At 74.2% G+C, this 21,495-nt stretch carries 21 protein-coding genes and 1 pseudogene; 11 read left to right on the top strand and 11 right to left on the bottom strand.

Translation table 11 applies throughout. The annotated features are described in order from the left end of the window. The first annotated feature begins 170 nt into the window (after nucleotides 1-170). A complete protein-coding gene (locus IF89_RS0101880; RefSeq protein WP_030760012.1) occupies nucleotides 171-530 on the top strand; it encodes an ArsR/SmtB family transcription factor in 360 nt (119 codons plus the stop codon). Between the two features lie 87 nt (nucleotides 531-617). On the opposite strand, the gene IF89_RS0101875 is transcribed toward IF89_RS0101880, so the two are convergent. Further along, nucleotides 618-2,222: a phospholipase D-like domain-containing protein gene (locus IF89_RS0101875; RefSeq protein WP_051806700.1), complete on the bottom strand. Its 1,605-nt coding sequence runs from the start codon at nucleotides 2,220-2,222 to the stop codon at nucleotides 618-620. Between the two features lie 218 nt (nucleotides 2,223-2,440). On the opposite strand from IF89_RS0101875, the gene IF89_RS0101870 reads away from it, so the two are divergent. Both IF89_RS0101870 and IF89_RS0101865 read left to right on the top strand, forming a co-directional pair. Continuing rightward, on the top strand, nucleotides 2,441-3,340 hold the full coding sequence (locus IF89_RS0101870; protein ID WP_030760006.1) for an NAD-dependent protein deacetylase: 900 nt from the start codon (nucleotides 2,441-2,443) through the stop codon (nucleotides 3,338-3,340). A gap of 109 nt (nucleotides 3,341-3,449) precedes the next feature. Further along, nucleotides 3,450-3,911, top strand: a complete 462-nt coding sequence (locus IF89_RS0101865) for a VOC family protein (protein WP_051806699.1) — start codon at nucleotides 3,450-3,452, stop codon at nucleotides 3,909-3,911. Here IF89_RS0101865 and IF89_RS0101860 read toward each other — a convergent pair. Both IF89_RS0101860 and IF89_RS0101855 read right to left on the bottom strand, forming a co-directional pair. Next, nucleotides 3,908-4,150, bottom strand: coding sequence for a DUF3817 domain-containing protein (locus tag IF89_RS0101860; protein WP_030760000.1), 243 nt, complete (start codon nucleotides 4,148-4,150; stop codon nucleotides 3,908-3,910). The two genes, IF89_RS0101865 and IF89_RS0101860, sit on opposite strands and share 4 nt — an antisense overlap. A gap of 4 nt (nucleotides 4,151-4,154) precedes the next feature. Continuing rightward, nucleotides 4,155-4,598, bottom strand: coding sequence for a hypothetical protein (locus IF89_RS0101855; protein ID WP_030759997.1), 444 nt, complete (start codon nucleotides 4,596-4,598; stop codon nucleotides 4,155-4,157). Nucleotides 4,599-4,688: 90 nt separating this feature from the next. Here IF89_RS0101855 and IF89_RS0101850 point away from each other — a divergent pair, with 90 nt between their 5' ends. Together IF89_RS0101850 and IF89_RS0101845 are read left to right on the top strand one after the other, a co-directional pair. Continuing rightward, the gene (locus tag IF89_RS0101850) at nucleotides 4,689-5,033 is read left to right on the top strand and encodes a helix-turn-helix transcriptional regulator (protein ID WP_030759994.1); all 345 of its coding nucleotides are present in this window, start codon (nucleotides 4,689-4,691) and stop codon (nucleotides 5,031-5,033) included. After that, nucleotides 5,030-5,725: a hypothetical protein gene (locus IF89_RS0101845; protein ID WP_043192538.1), complete on the top strand. Its 696-nt coding sequence runs from the start codon at nucleotides 5,030-5,032 to the stop codon at nucleotides 5,723-5,725. Before IF89_RS0101850 ends, IF89_RS0101845 begins: the two co-directional genes overlap by 4 nt. A gap of 118 nt (nucleotides 5,726-5,843) precedes the next feature. Here IF89_RS0101845 and IF89_RS0101840 read toward each other — a convergent pair whose 3' ends face one another. Further along, nucleotides 5,844-8,279 carry a SpoIIE family protein phosphatase gene (locus IF89_RS0101840; RefSeq protein ID WP_030759987.1) on the bottom strand — a complete coding sequence of 812 codons (2,436 nt, stop codon included), beginning with the start codon at nucleotides 8,277-8,279 and terminating at the stop codon, nucleotides 5,844-5,846. Between the two features lie 188 nt (nucleotides 8,280-8,467). Then, nucleotides 8,468-9,325 (bottom strand): 2OG-Fe(II) oxygenase, encoded by an 858-nt coding sequence (locus IF89_RS40585; protein ID WP_078628030.1) that lies wholly within the window; start codon nucleotides 9,323-9,325, stop codon nucleotides 8,468-8,470. A 296-nt stretch (nucleotides 9,326-9,621) separates the two neighbouring features. Here IF89_RS40585 and IF89_RS0101830 point away from each other — a divergent pair, with 296 nt between their 5' ends. From IF89_RS0101830 to IF89_RS47410, 3 genes and pseudogenes are all read left to right on the top strand, one after another. After that, nucleotides 9,622-10,002 (top strand): VOC family protein, encoded by a 381-nt coding sequence (locus IF89_RS0101830; protein WP_030759982.1) that lies wholly within the window; start codon nucleotides 9,622-9,624, stop codon nucleotides 10,000-10,002. Between the two features lie 618 nt (nucleotides 10,003-10,620). Then, a pseudogene (locus IF89_RS47415) lies at nucleotides 10,621-10,830 on the top strand (SpoIIE family protein phosphatase); the annotation flags it as partial. Further along, nucleotides 10,811-11,167 (top strand): SpoIIE family protein phosphatase, encoded by a 357-nt coding sequence (locus IF89_RS47410; RefSeq protein ID WP_234327622.1) that lies wholly within the window; start codon nucleotides 10,811-10,813, stop codon nucleotides 11,165-11,167. The pseudogene IF89_RS47415 and the gene IF89_RS47410, both read left to right, overlap by 20 nt. A 2-nt stretch (nucleotides 11,168-11,169) precedes the next feature. Here IF89_RS47410 and IF89_RS0101820 read toward each other — a convergent pair whose 3' ends face one another. From IF89_RS0101820 to IF89_RS0101810, 3 genes are all read right to left on the bottom strand, one after another. Then, nucleotides 11,170-11,607 (bottom strand): serine hydrolase domain-containing protein, encoded by a 438-nt coding sequence (locus IF89_RS0101820; RefSeq protein ID WP_234327621.1) that lies wholly within the window; start codon nucleotides 11,605-11,607, stop codon nucleotides 11,170-11,172. A gap of 10 nt (nucleotides 11,608-11,617) precedes the next feature. Continuing rightward, nucleotides 11,618-12,406 carry a 3-hydroxybutyrate dehydrogenase gene (locus IF89_RS0101815; protein ID WP_030759979.1) on the bottom strand — a complete coding sequence of 263 codons (789 nt, stop codon included), beginning with the start codon at nucleotides 12,404-12,406 and terminating at the stop codon, nucleotides 11,618-11,620. A gap of 94 nt (nucleotides 12,407-12,500) precedes the next feature. Beyond that, nucleotides 12,501-13,949: a L,D-transpeptidase gene (locus tag IF89_RS0101810; RefSeq protein WP_234327620.1), complete on the bottom strand. Its 1,449-nt coding sequence runs from the start codon at nucleotides 13,947-13,949 to the stop codon at nucleotides 12,501-12,503. 168 nt (nucleotides 13,950-14,117) lie between these two features. On the opposite strand from IF89_RS0101810, the gene IF89_RS0101805 reads away from it, so the two are divergent. Both IF89_RS0101805 and IF89_RS0101800 read left to right on the top strand, forming a co-directional pair. Further along, entirely contained in the window at nucleotides 14,118-14,624 is a 507-nt protein-coding gene (locus IF89_RS0101805) for a GNAT family N-acetyltransferase (RefSeq protein WP_030759975.1), read from the top strand. A 100-nt stretch (nucleotides 14,625-14,724) separates the two neighbouring features. Next, nucleotides 14,725-15,714 carry an NAD-dependent epimerase/dehydratase family protein gene (locus IF89_RS0101800; protein ID WP_030759972.1) on the top strand — a complete coding sequence of 330 codons (990 nt, stop codon included), beginning with the start codon at nucleotides 14,725-14,727 and terminating at the stop codon, nucleotides 15,712-15,714. A 30-nt stretch (nucleotides 15,715-15,744) separates the two neighbouring features. Here the strand turns inward: IF89_RS0101800 and IF89_RS0101795 are convergent, their stop codons facing one another. The 3 genes from IF89_RS0101795 to IF89_RS0101785 all read right to left on the bottom strand — a co-directional run bounded on the left by IF89_RS0101795 (nucleotide 15,745) and on the right by IF89_RS0101785 (nucleotide 20,023). Continuing rightward, entirely contained in the window at nucleotides 15,745-16,572 is an 828-nt protein-coding gene (locus IF89_RS0101795; protein ID WP_030759969.1) for a class I SAM-dependent methyltransferase, read from the bottom strand. 188 nt (nucleotides 16,573-16,760) lie between these two features. Beyond that, nucleotides 16,761-18,797: a prolyl oligopeptidase family serine peptidase gene (locus IF89_RS0101790; RefSeq protein ID WP_030759967.1), complete on the bottom strand. Its 2,037-nt coding sequence runs from the start codon at nucleotides 18,795-18,797 to the stop codon at nucleotides 16,761-16,763. A gap of 83 nt (nucleotides 18,798-18,880) precedes the next feature. Next, nucleotides 18,881-20,023 (bottom strand): AI-2E family transporter, encoded by a 1,143-nt coding sequence (locus tag IF89_RS0101785; RefSeq protein ID WP_078628029.1) that lies wholly within the window; start codon nucleotides 20,021-20,023, stop codon nucleotides 18,881-18,883. A gap of 119 nt (nucleotides 20,024-20,142) precedes the next feature. On the opposite strand from IF89_RS0101785, the gene IF89_RS0101780 reads away from it, so the two are divergent. Beyond that, the gene (locus IF89_RS0101780; protein WP_030759960.1) at nucleotides 20,143-21,447 is read left to right on the top strand and encodes an MFS transporter; all 1,305 of its coding nucleotides are present in this window, start codon (nucleotides 20,143-20,145) and stop codon (nucleotides 21,445-21,447) included. Nucleotides 21,448-21,495 lie beyond the last annotated feature (48 nt).

The raw sequence follows: 21,495 nt of genomic DNA, 5'->3' as shown, positions 1-21,495 counted from the left end.
TTGCCCATGAGTTGAAGAAATCTTCAACTCGGCACATCCGAATGTGGTCACCGGAGGGTGGGGCGGGGTCGGGGTACAGGAGAATGGCTGGTCATGGTCACCAGGGCGGGCGCGGCGAAACGGGCGCCGTCCCCGTCCATTGGTCAGAACCCGGGTAGGAGCGTTGCCACATGCAGGTCCCGCTGTACCAGGCCAAGGCGGAGTTCTTCCGGATGCTCGGACACCCCGTCCGCATCCGGGTGCTGGAACTCCTCCAGAACGGCCCCGTACCCGTGCGCGAGCTGCTGAACGAGATCGAGATCGAACCGTCCAACCTCTCGCAGCAACTGGCGGTGCTGCGCCGGTCGGGCATCGTGGTCTCCATACGCGACGGCTCGACGGTGAGTTACGCCCTCGCCGGCGGCGACGTGGCGGAACTCCTGCGGGCCGCACGGCGCATTCTCACCGAACTGCTGGTCGGGCAGAGCGAGTTGCTTGCCGAGCTCCGCGATGCCGACACCTCGGTCTCCACGGGTCCTCCCCCGCTGTAGACCGCACGCACCGCGCCGCCCGGAGCCCTCGACGGGTCCGGGCGGCGCGGCGTGCCGGGCCCCGGCCGGCGGGGCCCGTGGCAGGCGTCAGCCCTGGCAGAGGCCGCGGGCGTAGTCGTGCGTCGCGGTGGCCTGGGAGTAGCGCCACTGCGGGTCCAGCAGGTCGCTCTTCAGCTGCGCGGCCGCGGCCGGGCTCTCCACGACGTAGCCGAAGTCCTGCAGCCAGGACGGGTACAGGTTCTTCGAGCCGATGTAGAAGGCCGAGCCGTCCACCGACACCAGCTTGTGGTGCTGGGCGTACGGCTTGCCGTCGGCCCAGGTCGGCCGGTCGGACGCGCGGAACGTGGCCAGCTGGAGGTTCTCGCAGACAGCCGTACGCGCGCGGCCGGCGTCACCGGTCAGCACGGCCACCCGGCCGCGGAGGGCGTCGCTCACCTCGGAGAGCGACTTGATCTGCGAGTAGCCGCCGCTGCCGATCGTGCCGCGGTTCGCCGGGTCGCTCACCACGATGCGGACCTTCACGCCGGAGACCAGCTTCGCGGCGAGGGCGTCGTAGAGGCGCACGTCGTAGCGGGGCAGCGGCGGGCAGGTGGCGTGGACGTCCTGCTGGGAGATCTCGATGTGCGAGGTCGCGCTGGACACGAGGGCGCGCAGGGCGCTCTCCTCCGGGTTGACGGTGTCGTAGTCCCGGTCGGCGTTGGTCCTGTCGGGCACCCCGATCCCGCACTTCGTGTCGCCGGCCGCGGGCAGGACGGGCCGGAACGACGAGGTGGGGTCGTTCTGGCGGATGCCGACGCCGAGGCCGCCGACCGCGAGAGCGGGGACGTCGCCGCCGTCCTGCGGGGTGGCGGGGCGGGGCAGGGAGGGCATGCAGTCCGCGCCGGGCGAGGCGGCGAACCAGACCGAGCTCCAGTTGGCCTTGTTGCGGCAGGTCCAGTCCCAGAGGGTGTCCAGGTAGCGGCCCGCGGAGCCGGCGGCGGGGCCGGACAGGGCGAGGTCGACGTCGTTGACCGGGTGGGCGGTGTCCAGGTAGTCGTCCTTCCAGCTGTTGATGCCGCCGGTGATCACGGACTGCCCGTCCACCACGACGAGCTTGGAGTGGTTCCAGGAGAAGGCGGTCTTCGAGGTCGTCATCGAGGCGACGTTGAGGGTGATGCCGGCCGCGGCGTCCGGGCCGAGCCGGGCGAGCAGCTCGTCCCGGTAGGACGAGGGGATCACGGTGGAGTGGTAGAGGGGCGCGGCTCCCACCATGATGCGGACCTTGAGGCGGTTGCCCTTCCGGGTGGCCTCCTGCAGGCCCGCGACGATCGCGTCCTGGTAGCCGCCGTTGGGGAAGGGCGCCAGCGTGGATATGTCCACCGTCTGCCGGGCCGCGGCGATGTCCTGGCGCGTCTTGTCCAGGAGGCGGCGGGAGCCGGGCCGGTCGGTACAGCCGGCGTCGCCCCAGCACCCGGGGGTCTGGAGCAGCCAGTCGGCGCCGCCGGGGGTGGAGGAGCCGAACCGGTTGCCGGCGGTGCGTTCCCAGACCGAGCCCTCCAGGCCCGGCGAGACCTGGCGCAGCGTCTGCTCGACCGCGTCCAGGTGCGGGGTGGGTGCTGCGGCGGCGTGGGCGGGGGCGGCGGCGAGGAGGGCGAAGCCGAGGGCGAGGGCCGGGGCGGAGCGGAGGGCCGTCGGAGGGACGGTGCGTGCCAATGTGGTTCCTTGACTGGGGGGTGGTTCGGGCCGGGAGGCGTGGGTCGGCCACGCCTCCGACCTTGATCAACTCGCGTAAGTTACCAGTACGTAGCCGTCGGTTCACCCGCGTCGGGCGAGTTCCGGCCACCCTTGCCGCCGGCGCACTGGGAGACGGCGTCCGGTCGGCGGCGGGCTTCGCTCGGGCCGGTTGCAGGGCCGTTCCGTACGCTGGTGGCATGCGCATGCGACCCACTCTGAGCTGGACGTCCGCCGAGGAGCCGCGACCCGGCAGCACCGATCCCGAGCCGGTGGCAAAGGCGCTACGGGCCGGCGGTGTGCTGGTGCTCAGCGGGGCGGGCATCTCCACGGAGTCGGGCATCCCCGACTACCGGGGTGAGGACGGCAGCCTGCGCCGGCACACCCCGATGACCTACCAGGAGTTCACCGCCAGCGCGCAGGCCCGCCGCCGCTACTGGGCGCGCAGCCACCTCGGGTGGCGCACCTTCGGGCGGGCGAAGCCCAATGCGGGGCACCGGGCCGTCACGGCGTTCGGGCGGCACGGGCTGCTCGCCGGGGTGATCACCCAGAACGTCGACGGGCTGCACCAGGCCGCCGGCAGCCGGGACGTGGTGGAACTGCACGGAAGCCTCGATCGGGTCGTGTGCCTCACCTGCGGTCGGACCGGTTCGCGCCGTGACCTCGCGAGACGGCTGGAGGAGGCCAACGCGGGCTTCGCGCCGGCGTCGTCCCGGCTCAATCCGGACGGGGACGCCGACCTCACCGACGAGCAGGTCGGGGACTTCTCGGTGGTGCCCTGCGCGGTGTGCGGGGGCGTCCTGAAGCCTGACGTGGTGTTCTTCGGCGAAACGGTTCCCGCGGAGCGGGTCGAGCACTGCCGGGCACTGGTCGACGGCGCGACCTCGCTGCTGGTCCTGGGGTCGTCGCTGACGGTGATGTCGGGTCTGCGGTTCGTCCGCCGGGCGGCAGAGGCCGGCAAGCCCGTGCTGATCGTCAACCGGGACCCCACCCGCGGGGACCGCCACGCCGTCACCCGCGTCGCGCTGCCGCTGGGCCCTGCCCTCACCGCCCTGGCCACCCGCCTGGACGTCCCCGTGGACCGCGGGCCGGCCGTCTGACCCCGGCCCACCGCTCACCGGCGGGCGCGGTGCCGGCGCCGTGGAGGGGTCGGCCATCATGGGGAGTTCTGGGAGTGGTCGCACCGTGGCCGGGGAAGGAGGGCGGAGGATGTCCGACGGGTCGTCGTCGTCCGGTTCCTCGCCGCGGCCGGTGACCGGGATGCTGCACCACGTCGAGGTCTGGGTGCCCGACCTGGAGCGGGCCGTCGCCTCCTTCGGCTGGCTGCTGGAGGCCCTCGGCTACGAGCCGTTCCAGAGCTGGGCCGACGGGCGGAGCTGGCGGCTCGGACCGACGTACCTGGTGTTCGAGCAGTCACCGGCCCTCACGGCCGACCGCCACGACCGGTGCCGGCCCGGGCTGAACCACCTGGCGTTCCATGTGGAGGGCGCCGAGACCGTGGAGCGCCTGGTCGCCGGAGCGGGCCTGCACGGCTGGAGCCTGATGTTCCCCGCGCTGCACCCGCACGCCGGCGGCGACCGGACCTACGCCGCATATCTGGTGAACGCCGACGGCTTCGAGGTCGAACTCGTCGCCGCCGACCACCCCGCCTCCGCCGCAGCCGAGTCCTAGGTCCGCCGTCGCAGGTGCCGCAGGGCCAGCAGTCCGCCGACTCCGGGGATCCAGGCACGCCGTCTCGCGGCCGGCTCGGTGGACGCGCGCCAGACCGTGAGGACGACGACCAGGTACGCCGTCCCGTGCACGGGACCGCCCAGGGAGGCGACGGCGTCCGTGTGCACGGTGAGGAGGTTGGCCAGGAGGAGGGCCAGGGAAGCAGCTTCCACCTGGGCCGCGATCCGCAGGACGCGCATGCCCTCACGCCCCCGTGGTGGAGCCGGGACGGACGATCATCAGGACGACGACGACCGCCCAGAGCAGGTTGAACACGCCGGTGACCATCGCCAGCCGGGCCGCGCCCGCCCTTCCCGGAGTACCGAGCAGCCGCTGCTGCCCCGGCAGGATCGCCAGCACCAGCAGGGCCGCCGCGGCGGCGGTCAGCACGATCGAGGCCAGCAGCCAGGCGTCGGTGAGGACGCCCAGACGGGCGCCCGTGGCGACACCGAAGACGGGTACGGCGATGGCGACGACCGTGTAGCCGCGGCAGATCCGGTGGAGCACTCCGGCCGTCCGCAGCCCCTCACCGCCGTCGTCCTCGGCAGGGGTGCGTGTACAGCGCGGGAACATCGAGGCCGCGACCGCGATCGGCCCGATCGCCAGGATCGCCGCCAGGACATGGACGGACAGCAGCAGCTTGGTCACAGCGGTACTCGCCTCTCTCATGGATCGACAGACAATGGATTGCCAGGCAACCTATACGAGGAAGCGACGCTTTGGGTAGGCTGCCTTTCCATGAAGGCCAGTGAGGTACGCGGGCACCTGGACGGGCTGCTGCTGTCTGTGCTCGAATCAGGCCCCCTGCACGGCTACGCGGTGATCGCCGCGGTGCAGGAGCGCAGCAAGGGCGTGCTGGAGCTCCGCAAGGGCACCATCTACCCTGCGCTGAACCGCCTGGAGCGGCTCGGCCTGCTGGACAGCACCTGGGAGTCCGTCGGCGAACGCCGGCGGCGCTGCTACGAGTTGACGGACGCCGGCCGGCGCAGCCTGGACACCGAGCGGAAGGTGTGGCGGGAGTTCACCGCAGCGATCGGCTCGGTGCTCGAACCGGTGCAGCCGCAGCCGCGGCCGGCGACGTGAGCGCGCGGCCCCCCGGCACCGCGGGCGTCGACCCCGTCGAGGCCCGCGTGGCCGAGCTGGCCGCCGTGCTGCACGGCATCGGCCGGGCGAAGAGCCGCATGCTCGCCGAGTTGCGCGAGGGACTGCTCGACGCCACCGCGGAGCTGGTTCCGGCGGGCGAGCACGACGACGCGGCGGTACGGGAGGCGGCCGAGGAGGCGGTGCGCCAGTTCGGCAGCGTGGCCGAGCTCGCGCCCGCCTTCCAGCGCGAACTCACCGTCGTCCAGGCCCGGCAGACCGCCCGCAGGATCCTGCCGCTCGCGCCGCTCCTGCTCGTCGGCTGGTACGTCCTCACCGCCGGCGGGCCCGCCGCGCACCGACTGCCGCACGCGGCCCAGGTGCTCCTTGCCCACCTGGGCGGCACCGCCGCGGCCACCGCGCTGGCGGCCGCCGCGTTCCTGGCCGCCACCGGCCCGCTCGCGCGCCGGCTGAGCACCCCCGACCGGCTGCCGGTCGTCGTCGCCTGGACGGGTACCACCGCAGCGGTCGCCCTGGCGCTGAGCGCCTTCACCCTGACCCTCTCCGGGCTCCTGACACCGAGTTGGCCGCTCTGCGCGGTCACGGGCGGCGTCGCCCTCGTCTTCCACGCGAGGATCGCCGCCTCCGCCCGCGCCTGCCGCCGCTGCGCCCGCCTGCTGCCCGCGACCGCCTGACGGGACGTGCCGGCCGGCGGTGGCTGCGGGCCGGGCGGAGCCGACGGTCCGCATCCGGTCCGCGGGCCGTGCACCCGGTCGGCGCTGCGCGCGTCGCCCGTCGGTTCGGGCCGGCGGGTCAGGCGGGCGGGGTGTGCCAGGGGATTTCGGCCCAGACCTGTTTGCCGCCGCTGAGCGGGACCGAGCCCCAGGCCGTCGCCGTCGCCTCGACGATGAGAAGGCCGCGGCCGCCGGTGGACTCCCAGCTCACCGACACCGGCTTGACCGGGCTGCGGGGCGACGCGTCGTTCACGGCGATCCGCAGCCGGTCCGTCGAGAGCGTGAGGTCCATGCCCACCTCGCCCTGCGTGTGCGCGATGGCGTTGGTGACCAGTTCGGACACGATCAGCAGTGCCGTGTCGACCTCGTCCTCGACCACTCCCCAGGTCCGCAGGGTGCGCGCGGTGAAGCGGCGCGCGTGCAGGACGGCCTTGGGCAGGCGCCACACCGTCCAGTGGCTGCGTTTGGGCCGGCCCCTCGTGCCGTCGTAGCGCAGCAGCAGCAACGCCACGTCGTCGTCGCGGCGTCCCACTCCGGCGACGAGGTCGTCGGCCAGCCCTCCGGCGTCGACGGGGTCGGCTTCGGACAGCGTCTCGCACACCCGGCGCATGCCCTCCTCCAGCGGAAGGCGGGCCGATTCGACCAGGCCGTCCGTCAGCAGGACGAGCAGGGTGCCGGGGAGCAGCCCCGTCTCGGTCATCGGGAACTCGGCCTCGGCGAGCACTCCCAGCGGCGGCCCGCCCTCGACCGCCATCTCCTCGGTGAGGCCGTCGGAATGGCGCACGACCGGCGGCAGGTGCCCGGCCCGGACGACCCGGGCGATGCCCTCCTCCATGTCGAGGTCGACGTATGTGCAGGTGGCGAAGAGGTCGGTCTCCATGCCGACGAGGAGCCGGTTGGCCCGCGCGACCACCACGTCGGGCGGGTGGCCCTCGACCGCGTAGGCCCGGACCGCCGTCCGCATCTGGCCCATGATGGTCGCGGCTCCGGCGCTGTGCCCCTGCACGTCCCCGATGACGAACGCCACGTGCCCGTCGCGCAGCGGGATGACGTCGTACCAGTCGCCGCCGACCTCGAGTCCCGCCGTCGCGGGGAGGTAGCGGGCGACAGCGACCCCGCCGGGCAGTTCGGGGAGCTTGCGGGGCAGCAGGCTGCGCTGGAGCATCGTGGCCAGTTCGTGGCCTGCGTCCAAGGCGTGGGCGCGCACCAGGGCCTGCCCCACCAGTCCCGCGGTCGCGGTCAGCAGCGAGCGCTCCTCCGGGCCGAAACGGTGCTCCTCGTCCCACCCCACCAGGCACACCCCGACCATCCTGCCCTCGGCCGGCAGCGGCACCACCGCCAGGCCACCGGGCCCGACGCCCAGCAGTCCGGGCTCCAGTGCCGCGCCGGGCGGCCACAGGCTCATGTGGCCGGCGCGCAGCGCGCTCTGGAGGGTGGGGAGGTCGCCGAGGGACACGTCGGGCCATTCGGAGCGCCATTCCGCGCGCCAGCTCTCCGGCCAGACGTCGGGTTCCGGGGGGTCGAGGGCGGTGACGATGAGCCGTTCGGGCTCCAACTCGCCGACCGCGACCCGCGAGGCGCCGAGCGGCTCGCGGAGGGCGGCGACCGCCAGCCGGCTGACCTCCCGGATGGTCGCGGCTCCGGCGAGGGTGGCCGACAGCCGCTGGACGAGGGAGACCTCGTCGGCGCTGGGCCTCAGGTAGGAGGCGTCGGCGACGACGCCCAGGACGCGCCGCGGTGTGCCGTCGGGGTCCACCTCGACGCGGCAGCGCAGGCCCAGCCAGCGCAGTTCGCCGCCCGGCCGGCGGATGCGGAAGGCCAGCTGCTGTCCGGCGGCGGCCAGCCGGTCCGGTTCCACGATCGCCATGAGTGCCGGCATGTCGTCGGGGACGGCGCAGGCGAGCAGGGTCTCGACCTGCCCGTCGAACTCCTCGGGAGCCAGCCCGAGCAGCTCCAGCACGTGGGCGTGGGCCTCCATGCGGCCGGTGCCGAGGTCGAGGATGAAGGCGCCGCCCTGGTCGGGGACCAGGGACTGGACGAGGTGTGCCTGCGGGGCCCGACGTCCGGCGAAGCGGGCGGCGACCGATTCGAGTCCGGCGGCGACCTGGTCGGCGTACAGCTCCAGGAGGCTGCGGTCGTCGGCGCTGAAGCCGTCGCCGACGTCGCCGGCGACGATGAGGCAGCCGAGTTCCTGGTCGCCGTGCCCCAGGGGCAGGGCGCCCAGGGAGATCCTGGCCGGGGTGCTCGGGGCTCCGTTGCGGACCCGGGTGGGGAAGTGGTGCGGATCCTCCTCGATGAACTCGGCGAGTTCCTTGGGCGTCAGCCACAGGGGCCGCCCGGAACGGAAGGCGTTGGCGGCGGGCGAGTGGCCGGCGACGGCGAGGATCGCGGGCAGCCCGTAGAGGACTCCGCGGTTGCCGGTCAGCTCGGCCAGGTGGAGTTCCCGGTCCTGGTCGGCGGCCACGTAGACGGCGGCGAGCTCCGCCCCGCAGAACGCAAAGCGATGCCTGGTCACTGTCCGTACCGCCTCCTCCCGAGGCCGTCCCGCCGAGCGCCGGGTCTCCCTCCATGCTGTCGCGCCGAGGACCTTGGGGGCGAGTCGGAGGCCCGCCGGGCGGCCGATGGGCAGGCCGGGGGCAGCGATGCCTCCGGCCGCAGGGGGGCGACGCCGGCGGCCCGGGCGGGGGCCGCCGGCCGCCGCGCCTAAGGCGTCCTGCGGGGCTCCGGAAGGGTGAGGCGGGTGGCCGGGTCCGGGGCCGGGAGGGCGATGGGGCTGGCGCCGTCGTGGTCGTGCTCGACGTCGTTGAGCGGGCGGGTGTGTTCGGCCGCGTGGGCCAGCCAGGGCCAGATGCGGAACGTGTCGCCGGTCCGGGGCTCCGCGGGCCCGGTGGCGCTGATCCACGTGGTGAGGGTGAAGCGGTGGTCGGCGAAGTGCCCGCTGGGGCAGGTGGAGGGGACGACCTCGTGGAAGGCACCGGCCGGGAAGAACACGATGGTGTCGTGCGCGGGCTCGATGGTGCGGTAGGACTCCGCCGGACGGGCCCCGCCCTCGTCGAGCACGGTGTCGTACAGCCGGAGCTGGCCTCCGCCGAAGCCGCGCGGTGTGCGGTGGAGGTAGTACACGGCGGAGAGGGCCGTACCGACGTCGCGGACCCGGGAGGCGTCGGTGTGGATGCCGTAGTGGCCGCCTTCGCCGTGCGAGGTCAGGACGGTGAGCGTTCGGGTGAGCTGTGCCCACTGGCCGAGGATCTCCTGCACGAGCGGCAGGCAGTCCGCCAGGTGGGCGCTGAACACGGAGCTGGTGACGGGGAGGACGAGGGAGCTGCGGCCCTTGTGGGAGACCTGGCCGGAGAGGGGGTCGAGGACCGTCCCCGCGTGGAAGTCGGCCTCCCGGGAGATGGCGTACGACAGCAGGCCGGCGGCGCGTCGGGCGCCGAGGAAGTTCTCGAAGCGGCACAGCGGCGCCGGTACCACGGGGGCCGTGGACCACTGATCGGAGGGGGGCAGGGCTTGGACGTCGATTTCCGCCGGGGTGGCCGATTCCATCGCGTATCCGCTCATGGCCCGGAACCGTACGCGCGAGGGCAGGGGCCGCCGAAGGGGCACATGGGGGGCGCACGGGAGAACGGCGGCCGGGGCGCCATGCGCGTAGGGGCGCGGGCAGGCCCGGCGCAAGGGCGCGTCGTGGTGCGGTACGGGCGCGGGCGTACGCCGGGGCCCGGCCGAGATCGGCCCCGCGTTGGCTCCGGCTGCCCGGCGACGCCCGCGGGCCGGTCGTGCAGCCGCCCCGGTTCGGGGGGACGATGGAGCGGGAGAGCCGCGTTCGGGCGGAGCCGGGGCAGCCGGAGGGAGAGGCCATGCTGGCAGACAGCAAGGCGTTCAGCGGTTTTTCGGTCGACAGCGTCGACACCGCCAAGGACTTCTACGGATCGACCCTCGGCCTGCGGGTCTCCGAGGACCACGGGATGCTGTCCCTGCACCTCGGTGGCGGCACCGACGTCCTCGTGTACCCGAAGGAGAACCACACCCCGGCGACCTTCACGGTGCTCAATTTCCCGGTGCCCGACATCGACCGGGCCGTCGACGACCTCGCCGCACGCGGTGTGGTCTTCGAGCGCTACGACGGCTTCGGCCAGAACGAGAAGGGGATCTCCCGCGACGAGGGCGGCCCCCCGATCGCCTGGTTCACGGACCCGGCCGGGAACATCCTCTCCGTGATCGAGGTGGACACCCCTTGACCGGCGGGGACGCCGGACGATGCCGGCGGACGCGGGCGCAGACGGCCGGCAGGCGCGGCCGGGCACGAGGGACGAGGCCGTCGAACGCATCGGGACGTCCTCGGACGAGGACACGACCTGGCGGGAGCTGGTGGATTTCCTGTGCCGCGGCCCGTGCGCCGCGGCGGCCGTGGAGCTGACCGGCGGCGGCCCGACGGCCGCAGCGGCCGGGTGGCCGCAGCCGGCGATACGGCGCGCCTGCCGGCCGCGGGGGACGGCCCCGGCCCGGCCGGCGCCGCGCACGTGGTCTCCCTTCGCCTGGCCGGCCGCGGCGAGGTCTACGGACGGCTCCTCGCGGCCCGCGCACACGCCGGTTCCGCTCCCGAGGAGACGGCGGTGCTGCGCTTCGCGGCGCGCCTCGCCTGCGCGCACGTCGGACACGCCCGCCGCGTGGCGGCCACCGAGCGGATCGCACTCGACCTGCAACGGGCCCTGGTCGCCGCTCCGGGCCCGCCGCACCCCAACCTGGAGGTCGCCAGCCGCTACCTGCCGCTGGGCTCCCGCGCCCTCGTCGGCGGGGACTGGTTCGAGACCGTACGGCTCCATTTCGGCCGCACCCTGCTGGTCGTCGGGGACGTCATGGGGCACGGCCTGGAGGCGGCGGTCGACATGAACTTCTACCGGTCCGTCCTGCGCGACGTGGCCTCCACCGATCTCGCTCCGCACCGCGTGCTGCGCCGGCTGGACGCGTTGTCCGCCGCCGAGGCCAACCGCCGCCCCGCGACCTGTCTCCTCGTCCGCGTCGACCCGGCCCGCGGTACGGCCGCGTATGCGAGCGCGGGGCACCTGCCGCCCCGCCGTGTTCGCCGCCGACGGGCAGGGCGAATTCCTCGACGTGCCGGTCGGCCCGCCGCTGGGCACCGGGCTCGGCGGGTACGAGGCGGTCGCCCTGCCCTTCGCCGCGGACCAGACGGTCCTGCTCTACACGGACGGGCTGGTGGAGCGGCGCGGCGAGGACATCGACACCTCGCTGGCCCGGCTGGCCGGGCTGCGGATGACCGCCGGCGCCGGGGTGGAAGAGGTGGTGGACGCGGTCTGCGCCGGCCTCGACGCGGGGAGCGCCGAGGACGACGTGGCCGTGCTCGCCGCCCGTCGGCGGCCGCGGCCGCGGCCGCGGCCGCTGTGACCTCAGCGCGTGGCGGCGGCCGGCAGGGCCGGGGAGACGGCAGCCGGGCCCTCGAAGTACGTGTCCCGCAGGCCGGCCCGCCGGATGACGTCCCGGGTGATGAGCCGCTCGGGGTCCTGGCCGGTCACCTTACGCAGGATCTCGCCCAGCAGCACGTAGCTGGTGTTGGAGTAGCTCCACCGGGTGCCGGGTTCGAAGCGCTGCGGCCGGGCCACTGCGTAGCCGATCAGCTCAGCGGGCCGGATCGTCCGCAAGCGGTGGTCGTCCAGGCTCGCGGTCGTGCCCTGCCGGAGCGAGGGGAAGGCGTCCGCGATGTAGTCCTCGATTCCGCTGGTGTGGTCGAGGAGCATCCGCACGGTCACCTTGCGGCCGCGCTCGCCGGGCAGGAACTCGGGGACGTGGTCGCCGACCGGCACCGCCCCCGTCCGGCATGGCGTCATGCCCACCGGGTCATGTCGCGGTCCAGCCGCCGTCCAACGGGATCGAGGCTCCGGTGACGAAGCCGGTCCGGGGTCCGCAGAGCCACAGGACGGCGTCGGCCACCTCCTCCGGTTCGATGAGCCGTTTGACGGCGGAGCGGCCGAGCAGCACCTCGCCGACGACGCGGTCCGGGTCCAGGCCGTGGGCGGCGGCCTGGGCCTCGATCTGCCGCTCGACCAGCGGTGTGCGGACGTAGCCGGGGCTGACGCAGTTGCTGGTGACGCCGTGCGGCGCGCCTTCGACGGCCGTGGCCTTGCTCAGGCCTTCCAGGGCGTGCTTCGCGGTGACGTAGCCGGCCTTGAACGCGCTGGCGCGCACCCCGTGGACGCTGGAGATGTTGACGACACGGCCCCATCCCCGGGCGTACATGTGCGGCAGGACCCGGCGGAGCAGGAGGAAGGGCGCGTGGACCATCACCCGCTGGAGGTGTTCGAAGCGGTCCGGCGGGAAGTCGGGCAGGGGCGCGACGTGCTGCAGGCCGGCGTTGTTGACCAGGACGTCGATGTCGGCGGGCAGTCCGTCGATGGCCGCGGCGCGGGCCAGGTCGACCACGTGGGCCCGGCCGCCGGTCTCCTCCGCGACGGAGGCGGCCGCCGCGCCGTCGACGTCCACCACGTGCACGCGGGCCCCGGCGGCGGCGAGCGCGGTGGCGCAGGCCCGTCCGATGCCGCTGCCGGCGCCGGTCACCAGGGCGGTACGGCCGGCCAGGTCCGCGGCTGCTGCAGTCCCGGGGAACCCGGGCGGGATGTCGCTCGTCATGGCGGGATCATCGGCGATGCCCGGGCCCTGGTCCCATGTGTGCGCGCACCACAGTTCGGCGGCGGCATGTGTCGGCTCCCGCCCGCGCCGCGGATCAGGTCGTGGGGTGCAGCCGGGACGGGGTGGGCTGCGAGCCGTGCGGCGCCCCGTCGGCGTTGTGGAGGGCGCTGCCGGCCAGCCAGCTGGGCCAGTCCATGTTCCAGTCGCCGAAGCCGTTGCCGAAGGGGGCCATCTTCTCGCCGCCGCTGTTGACCACCTCCACGATGTCGCCCTCGCGGACCGTGTGGAAGAACCAGGCCGCGTTCTCGGTGCTCATGCCCGTGCACCCGTGGCTGACGTTCTCCTGGCCCTGCGCCTCGACCGACCAGGGCGCGGCGTGGATGTACTCACCGCTCCAGGTCACCCGCGTCGCGTACTCGACGGGCAGGTCGTAGAACTCCTCGGTGCCGCGCTTGATGCCGACGGTGTCGCCGCGCATGCGGACCTTGGACTCCTTGCGCAGGACGACCTTGATGCCGCTGCGGGTCCTGAAGCCCTCCTTGCCGGTGGTGACCGGGATGGTCCTGATGACGCGTCCGTTGCGGCGTACGGTCATGCGGTGGGTGGCGGAGTCGGTGACGGCCTCGATCCGGTCGCCGATGGTGAATTCGAGGTCCTCGGAGGGTCCGCCGTAGGCGTGGTCACCGACCTCGACGCCGTCGAGCCCGCTGCGGACCCGCACCACCGTGTGCGCGGGCCAGTACGTACGGGGGCGGTAGTGCAGGGTCGATGCGTCGACCCAGTGCCAGGCTCCCTCGACGTGCGGCTCCGAGGTCACCTCCAGTGCCTGTTCCACCCGGGCGCGCGCCACGGAGTCGCCGGCCGGTACGGGCCGGCTGAGGGCGGCTGTCACGATCTCGCCGGCCCCGTAGGTACCGGGGCGCGGCCCGAACTCGACGGTCAGCCGGCCCCCGTCCGCGGGCGGCGCGGTCCGGAAGGCCATGGTCACCCCGACCGGGGTGCCGGCCGCGTCCTGCGCGCCGACCTGCACGGTGTAGGTCTCCCCCGCGCGCAGCGACTCGGTGTTCAGCCAGCGGTCGCCCTGCGGGCCGAGTTCGCCCGCCAGGTGGCGGCCGTGCCCGTCGCGCACGGTGACGTCCGTGATGCGGCCCGGTTCGGTGAGGGTGATCTCCAGGGGGCTGCCGGCGTCGGTGGCCCTCACCTGGTTCCGGGCGTCGCGGGCGGCTTCGGCCAGGGCGGGCTCTTCGAGTACGGACCCCACCCCGTGTGCGGTGGCCCGTACCCGTTGCTCCTGCCAGCCGCTGCACAGCCCGCGGCGCAACACCCGCGCCGCGCAACGGTCTTCGCCGGCGTCCTGGGCCCCCTCCAGCACTCTGCCCACCACCAGGGTGACCGCCGCCTCCCGGGCGGGGCCCGGGGGTTTCGCGTCCGCGGAGGTCTCGTCGGGCGCCCGGCCCGGCGCTGCGGCGACGACGACGGCCAGCATGGCCCCCGTCACCGCGGCCAGGGCGCCCCACGCCGTGGTCGGTTGTGTGCGTCGCATTCGTGGCATAGCCGTATCAAACCGATGGAGAGCCAACATGATGATCATGCGCTCGGTCCTGCGGCCGAACGGGCACCCGAAGTGAACTCGGACGGAGCACAACGGCCCGCGGCGGCCGGGCCCGCACACCCGGGTGACGCCGGAGGGCTGCCCGGCGGAGAATGCCTCATGCTCATACGCGCGGTCCACCACGACGAACTGACGGCTCTGCAGGACATCGAGAGGGCGGCCGGGCGCTGCTTCCGGGAGATCGGTATGCCGGAGATCGCCGACGACGAGCCGCTCACACTCGGCGAACTGGCCCGGTACCGGGAGACCGGGCTCGCCCGGGTCGCGGTGGACGGGGCCGACGCCCCGGTCGCGTACCTGATCGCGGAGCGCGTGGAGGGCAACCTGCACGTGGAGCAGGTGTCCGTGCACCCGGAGCATGCCCGCCGGGGCATCGGCCGGTCGCTGCTGGAGCACCTGGCGGCGGTCGCCGTCCGCGAGGGCGTGCCCGCGCTGACGCTGACGACCTTCACCGAGGTGCCCTGGAACGCCCCCTACTACGCCCGTTGCGGCTTCCGCCTCCTCGTTGAGCGGGAGCTGACCCCTGGCCTGCGGGAGATCCGGGGGCGCGAGGCGGCACACGGTCTGGACCGGTGGCCGCGGGCGTGCATGCGGCGCGACCTCTGAGGGCGGTGCGTCCCGCCGTGCGGGGCGGGCACGCTGCCGCGGCCTTCGCCGGTCGCGAACCGGGGTCGCCTTCGCACCGGCGGCGTGCTGGGGTGGGGGGATGGATCTTCTGATACTGGGCGGGACCGCGTGGCTGGGCCGTGAGATCAGCCGCCAGGCAGTGGGACGCGGACACGACGTGACGTGCCTGGCGCGCGGCGAGAGCGGCGAAGCAGCCCCGGGTGCACGGCTGGTGGCGGCGGACCGGAGGGACGGATCCGCCTACGACGGGCTCCGCGGCCGTGACTGGGACGCCGTGCTGGAGGTGTCGTGGCAGCCGGCGTTCGTCCGTGACGCGCTCGTGGCGCTGGCCGAGCGGACCCGGCACTGGACATACGTGTCGTCGGTGAGCGCCTACGCCGATCACGCGACGGTCGGCGCCGACGAGTCGAGCGCACTCCTGGCTCCCACGGAGCAGCAGTACGTGGGGCGGGAGGAGTACGGAGAGGCCAAGGTCGCCTGCGAGGCGGCCGTGCGCGCGGCCGTCGGGGACCGGCTGGTGGTCGCCCGGGCGGGACTGATCGGCGGCCCGGGAGACCACAGTGGGCGCTCGGGGTACTGGGTGGCGCGCGCCGCCCGCCCGGGGGACCTGCCCCTGCTCGTACCCCACTCCCCCGGCCTGTCGACGCAGGTGGTGGACGTACGGGACCTCGCCGGCTGGCTGCTGGACCTGGCGCAGGAGGGCGGGGCCGGGACCTTCGACGCGGTCGGGCCCGTCGTACCGTTCGACGAGTGGGTCGGCCTGTCGCGGCGTGTGGCCGGCCACACCGGGGAGGTGGCGGTGGCGGACCCCCAGTGGCTGTTGGACCGCGGGGTCGCGCCGTTCATGGGCCCGGAGTCGATGGCGATGTGGATGCCGGACCCGCAGTGGGCGGGGTTCTGCGCCCGCAGTGGGGCTGCTGCGCGCGCGGCCGGGCTGCGCCACCGGCCGCGCGCGGAGATGCTCGCGGACCTGCTGGCGTGGGAGCGTGCCGAGGGCCTGGACCGCGCTCGCCGGGCGGGCCTGAGCAGCTCCCGTGAACGCGAACTGCTGGCCGCGCTCGGCGGCTGAGGCCGCCGGCGGGGGCGGGTGCTCCCCCGGTCAGCGCCGCGGCCTGGTGGCGACGGCGGCCCCGATGCGCAGGGTCCGGGCGTAGGTCCCCCGGGGGTCGTGGTCGAGCAGGGCCCGGCGCAGTTCGGCCCGGAAGGCGGTCACGCGGTCGCCCAGTGCGGCCGGACCGGAGGCGGCGAGGGAGAGCTGGAGGCCGATGACCTCGTCCGCGGTGCGGCGGACGGGCTGGTCCCACTGGTGGGTCTCGACGCGTGAGAACGGCGACTTGGCCAGACCCTCGACCAGATCGTCCCAGTCGTCCAGGTGCTGCCCGTCCTCGCAGTCGGCCGGGGGCGGCGTCCCGGCGCCGGCTCCCGCCACGGGCCCGGGTCCGAGGAATCGTTCGCGCACCTCGGCGACGACGGCGGTCCAGGCCGGCTCCGGGTCGTCGGGGCGGTGCAGGGAGGTGACGACGACGACCCCGCCCCGCGGCGCGAGCACCTCGTCGAGGTCGGCCGGCACCCGTCCGCGGTCCATCAGGTGGAAGGCCCTGCCGATGACGCAGAGGTCGATCCGGGGCAGGCACAGCCGGGTGACGGCGGCGGCGTCGCCGCGCAGCCAGGAGATGTTCGCCAGGCCGCGCTCGTGGGCGAGCCGCGCCCCTTCGGCGAGCATCGCCGGTTCCGGGTCGACGGCGTACACGTGGTCGGCCTGCGGGGCCAGCGGCAGGCCGAGCGTGCCGGGCCCGGCGCCGAGGTCCAGGACGGTCTGGGAGCCGTCGAGCGCGAAGCGGTCCGCGAGCAGGGCGTGGAACTCCCGCGGGTACGGGGCCCGGTAGCGGGCGTAGTGGGCGGCGGCGGACGCGAACGGGGTGCTCATGGGGTCCTCCCTGCGGTAATGCACCCGCCGATCGTGGAGCACGGGAGCGGCCTGCGCGGCTCCCGGCGCCCCGAATCCCCCCGAACGGATGTCGACGCGCCGACTCCGTCCCGACACCTGCCGGCCATCCGGTGTTCCCCCGGCGTTCGCCGCCCTGTCCCGCTGCCGGACCTCTGCACTCCGCACGTTCACCGGGAGGGGGTCAGCCGCTCCCACAGGAAGGTGTGGACGAGGGCCTCGTTGAAGGCGGTCTGCCGGTGGTCGGTGGCGCCGGCGTGGCCGCCGCCGATGTGTTCGTGGAAGAGCACGGGATGGCCGGCCTCGCGCAGCCGTGCGGCCATCTTGCGGGCGTGCCCCGGATGGACCCTGTCGTCGCGGGTCGAGGTGAGCAGGAGCAGTGGCGGGTACGGGGGCCCGTCCGTCCGGATCCGGTGGTAGGGGGAGATCTCCTCCAGGTGGCGCCGGTCCGCGGGGTCGTCGGGGTCGCCGTACTCGGCGATCCAGCTGGCGCCGGCGAGCAGCTTGTGGAAGCGGAGCATGTCCAGCAGCGGAACGTGGGCGACGACCGCCCCGAACAGTTCCGGTTCGCGGGTGAGCATGGCACCCATGAGCAGGCCGCCGTTGCTGCCGCCCTCGATGCCCAGCTGGGCCGGGGTGGTGATGCCCCGGGCGACGAGGTCGCGGGCGACGGCCGCGAAGTCCTCGTAGGCCCGGACCCGGTGCGCGCCGAGCGCCGCCCGGTGCCAGCCGGGCCCGTACTCGTCGCCGCCCCGGATGCCCGCGACCACGTAGGTGCCGCCTCGCGCGAGCCAGGCACGGCCCGTCACCGCGCTGTAGGTGGGGACCATGGAGACCTCGAAGCCGCCGTACCCGTAGAGCAGGGTGGGGCCGGGGCCGGGCCGTTCGTCGGGTCCGACGACGAAATAGGGCACACGGGTGCCGTCGGCGGAGGTCGCGAAGAACTGGCTCACGGTCAGGCCGGCGGTGTCGAAGAGCGCCGGGCTCTGCTTGACGGGCTCGCTGTCGTCCTCGCCGGCCGTGCCCCGGTAGAGGGTGGAGGGCTGGAGGAAGCCGGTGACGAGGTGGAAGTACTCGTCTCCGACGTCGGGGTCGGTGCAGGTGACGGCAGCGGTGGACAGGGACGGCAGACCCGGCAGCGGTGCCCGGCGCCAGCCGTCCGGGCCGGGGGTGAGCAGCTCCAGCGCCGAGGAGACGTCGGCCCGGGTGCTCAGGACGAGGTGGTTGCGGGTCCAGCTGTACCCGGCGAGGGCGGTGCGCTCGTCGGGGGTGAAGAGCACCTCGGCCTCACGCGCCCCCGCCATGAACGCGGCGAAGTCGAAGGCGAGCAGACTGCCCGCGGGATGGCCGAGCCACGGTGTCCTGGTGGTGACGGTGAGCCATTCCCGGTGGACGGAGGCGCTCGCGTCGTCCGGTACGTCGATCTTCACCGGCGCGACGGCGCCGCCACCGGCGGCGTCCTCGGGCAGGAGGAAGAGCTCCGCGTTCCAGAAGTCGATCTGCCGGTGGACGAAGTCCCGCTCGAAGCCGGGGGTGTCGTCGTGCCACCCGGAGGCGGACAGGTCGCTCGGGCGGCCCTCGTAGACGAGCTCGGCGTCTTCGAGGGGGGTCCCGCGGTGCCAGCGGCGCACCTGGAGGGGGTAGCCGGAAGCGGACATCGAGCCGGGCCCGAAGTCCGTCCCGATCCAGACCCGGTCGTGGTCGATCCACCCGATCCGCGTCTTGGCCTCGGCGACCGCGAACCCGTCCGGGACGAAGTCCAGAGTCTCCAGGTCGAACTCGCGCACGACGCAGGCGTCGGCGCCGTCCCGGGAGAGGAGGACCAGGGCGTACCGGTGCTCGGGGGCCAGGACCCTGCTGCCGGCCCAGGCCCACTTCTCCCCTTCGGCGTCGGCCAGCGCGTCGAGGTCGAGCAGGACCTCCCAGGCCGGGTGGTCCGTGCGGTACTCCTCCAGCGTGGTCCGCCGCCACAGGCCGCGCACGTGGTCGGCGTCCTGCCAGAAGTTGTAGAGGTGGCCGCCCCGGCGGACGACGTAGGGGATCCGGCCGTCGTCGTCGAGGACCTCGCGCATCTCCTGTTCGAGCACCTTGAAGCCGGGGCCGCCGGTCAGCGCGTCCACGGTCTCGGCATTGCGCTCCCGGACCCAGGCGAGGGCGTTCTCGCCGGATACGTCTTCCAGCCACAGATAGGGGTCTTCATCGCTCATCAGGCGATTGTGCAGGAAGCGACCGGCGTGTGTCCGGCGTCCGGCCGCCCGCGGTGGCCGGGGGGGGCGGCGCCGCGGGAGGGTCACTCGCCGGCCGGTGCCGCCGGCGGTGGCGCGGGCGGCACCGGTGGCGGTGGCGCGGGCCGGGTCGCGGGTCGTGCCGCGGCGGGCGCCAGCGGGGGCGGCGGCGTGCCTCGGGCCTCGCGCAGGGCGGAGTGGACCGACCAGACCACGGACACCAGCGGGACCGCCACGACGGCGCCCACGACACCGGCGGCGATCGCACCGGCGACCACCGAGATCGCCACCACGAGGGGATGCAGGCGGACCGCCCGGCTCATCACGAGCGGGTGCAGCAGATGTCCCTCGATCTGGCCGATGACCACGATCAGCGCGACGACGATCGCGGCGACGACCGGCCCCTTCGCGGCCAGGGCGACGACCGCGGCGACCGCCAGCGCGACGGGCGACCCGATCAGCGGGACGAAGGCCGCGAAGAACTCCAGCAGCGCCAGCGGAACGGCCAGCGGGACACCGAGGAAGTACAGGGCCAGTCCGACGAGGACCGCGTTCGTCGCCGCGACCACCACGATCCCGTGGGTGTACCCGGTGAAGGTGCGCCATCCCGCGTGCCCGGCGATCGTCACGCGTTCCCGCGCGGTCGGGGGCAGCTGGTCGCAGAACCACTCCCACTGCCGGTCGCCGCCGTGCAGGAAGAAGAAGGAGCAGAAGATCGCGAGGGCGAGGACGGTGAGGACGTGGACGAGCCGCCCGGCCCCGCTGACCGCCTGGCTGAGGACGGTGGAGCGGTGGCTGGAGAGGTACGCGCCGATCCGTGACTGGACGTCGGAGAGCGCCTGCGGACTCAGCCGGAAGGGCGGCTTCTCCAGCCACGTCTCGATCCGGGTGAGGCCCTCGCGGAACTCCCTCGCCAAGGTGGTGCTCTCCCCCGCCACCGCCTCGCCGACGAGGGTCAGCACGCCCAGCAGGAGCAGCGCGCTGCCGAGCAGGGTCAGGGCGACGGCGATCGTACGGGGCACGGCCCTGGCGAGGCGCCGGGTGGGCGCCCGGAGCAGCGCGGTGACGACGAGGCCGAGGAAGACGGCGACGGCGATCTCGTGGAAGCGGCCCAGCAGGGCGAAGACCGCGTAGACGGCGGCGCCGACGACCAGCAGGCGCCAGGCGTACGACGCGGCCGTACGCAGGAACGGTGACACCGGCGGCATGGTCCATGGGTGCCACGGCGGGCCCGTGGTGCCACGCGCCGCGGCCCGGATTCCCCCGTCCGGGGCGTGTGCAAAAACCCTTTGCCGGGATCGGGGGCGTCGGCGCACGATGGCCTCCCGTGAGCACCTCCCGATGGACCGCCGTACTGCCCGATCTCGCCCCGTGGCGTTCCAGCCGCGACTTCCGGCTCCTCTTCTACCAGGGGACGGTGACGTACTTCGGCTCCTTCATGGCGATGATCGCGCTGCCGCTGCAGATCAAGCACCTGACGGACTCGCCCATGGCAGTCGGCGCGATGGGCGCGGTGGAGCTGCTTCCGCTGGTGGTCTTCGGGCTGTACGGCGGCGCGCTCGCGGACGCGGTCGACCGGCGCCGGATGATCCTGCTGACCGAGGCGGGGCTCGGGGTGCTGGCCGTGGTGCTCCTGGTGAACGCGCTGCTGCCCGATCCGCTGCTGTGGCCGCTGTACGTGGTCGCCGCGGGGGTGTCGGCCCTTGCCGGGCTGCAACGGCCCGCCCTGGACTCGCTGATGGCGCGGATCGTGCCGCACGACCAGCTGACCGCCGCGGCCGCGCTCAACGGACTGCGCTACCAGTTCGGTGCCGTCGTCGGGCCCGCGGTGGCCGGACTCGTCGTCGCCTACGCCGGCCATGCCTCGGCCTACGCCGTCACCGTCGCCGGCTTCCTCGGCTCCGTCGCGCTGTGCTCGCGGCTCCGTCCGGCGCCGCCCGTCAAGGGCGCCGAGCGGCCGTCGCTGCGCGGCATCGCCGAGGGCGCCCGCTACGCGTGGAGCCGGCCGGTGCTGCTGGGGACGTACGCCGTGGACCTCGCGGCGATGCTCTTCGCCTTCCCGAACACGATCTTCCCCTTCCTCGCGGACGAACTGGACGCGGTGTGGGCGCTGGGTCTGATGTACGCGGCCGGGGCGGTGGGCTCGATGGTCCTGGGGTTGACCAGCGGGTGGGTGTCGCGGGTGCGCCGGCACGGACTGCTGGTGGTCGTCGGGGCCACGGTCTGGGGCCTGGCGGTCGCGGCGGCCGGTGTCTCACCCGGCATCTGGCTGGTGCTGCTCTGCCTGGCGGTGGCCGGCGCCGCCGACATGCTGAGCGGGCTGGGCCGCGCCACGATCTGGAACCAGACGATCCCCGAGGAGCTGCGCGGCCGGCTCGCGGGCATCGAGGTGCTCTCGTACAGCGTGGGTCCGCAGCTCGGTCAGGTCCGGGCGGGCACCATGGCCGGCTGGACGGGTACCCGGCCGGCCTTCTGGAGCGGTGGGGTGGCCTGCGTGGCCTCGGTGGCGGTGCTGGCGGCGCTGCTGCCGAAGCTGGTCTCCTACGACGCGGACACCGACGAGGACGCCCTGCGCCGCCGAGCCGCGCGGGAGGCCGAGCCGAGCGGTACGGAGGCCGGCACGGCGGTGTGACGCACCGCGGCTCCGGGGGCGGGCCCTCGGCCGTGCTCCTCGGCGAGG

Origin of the sequence: Streptomyces sp. NRRL F-2664, assembly GCF_000719345.1 — a bacterium.
GTDB lineage: Bacteria > Actinomycetota > Actinomycetes > Streptomycetales > Streptomycetaceae > Streptomyces.
This window is presented reverse-complemented; position numbering and strand designations above follow the sequence as displayed.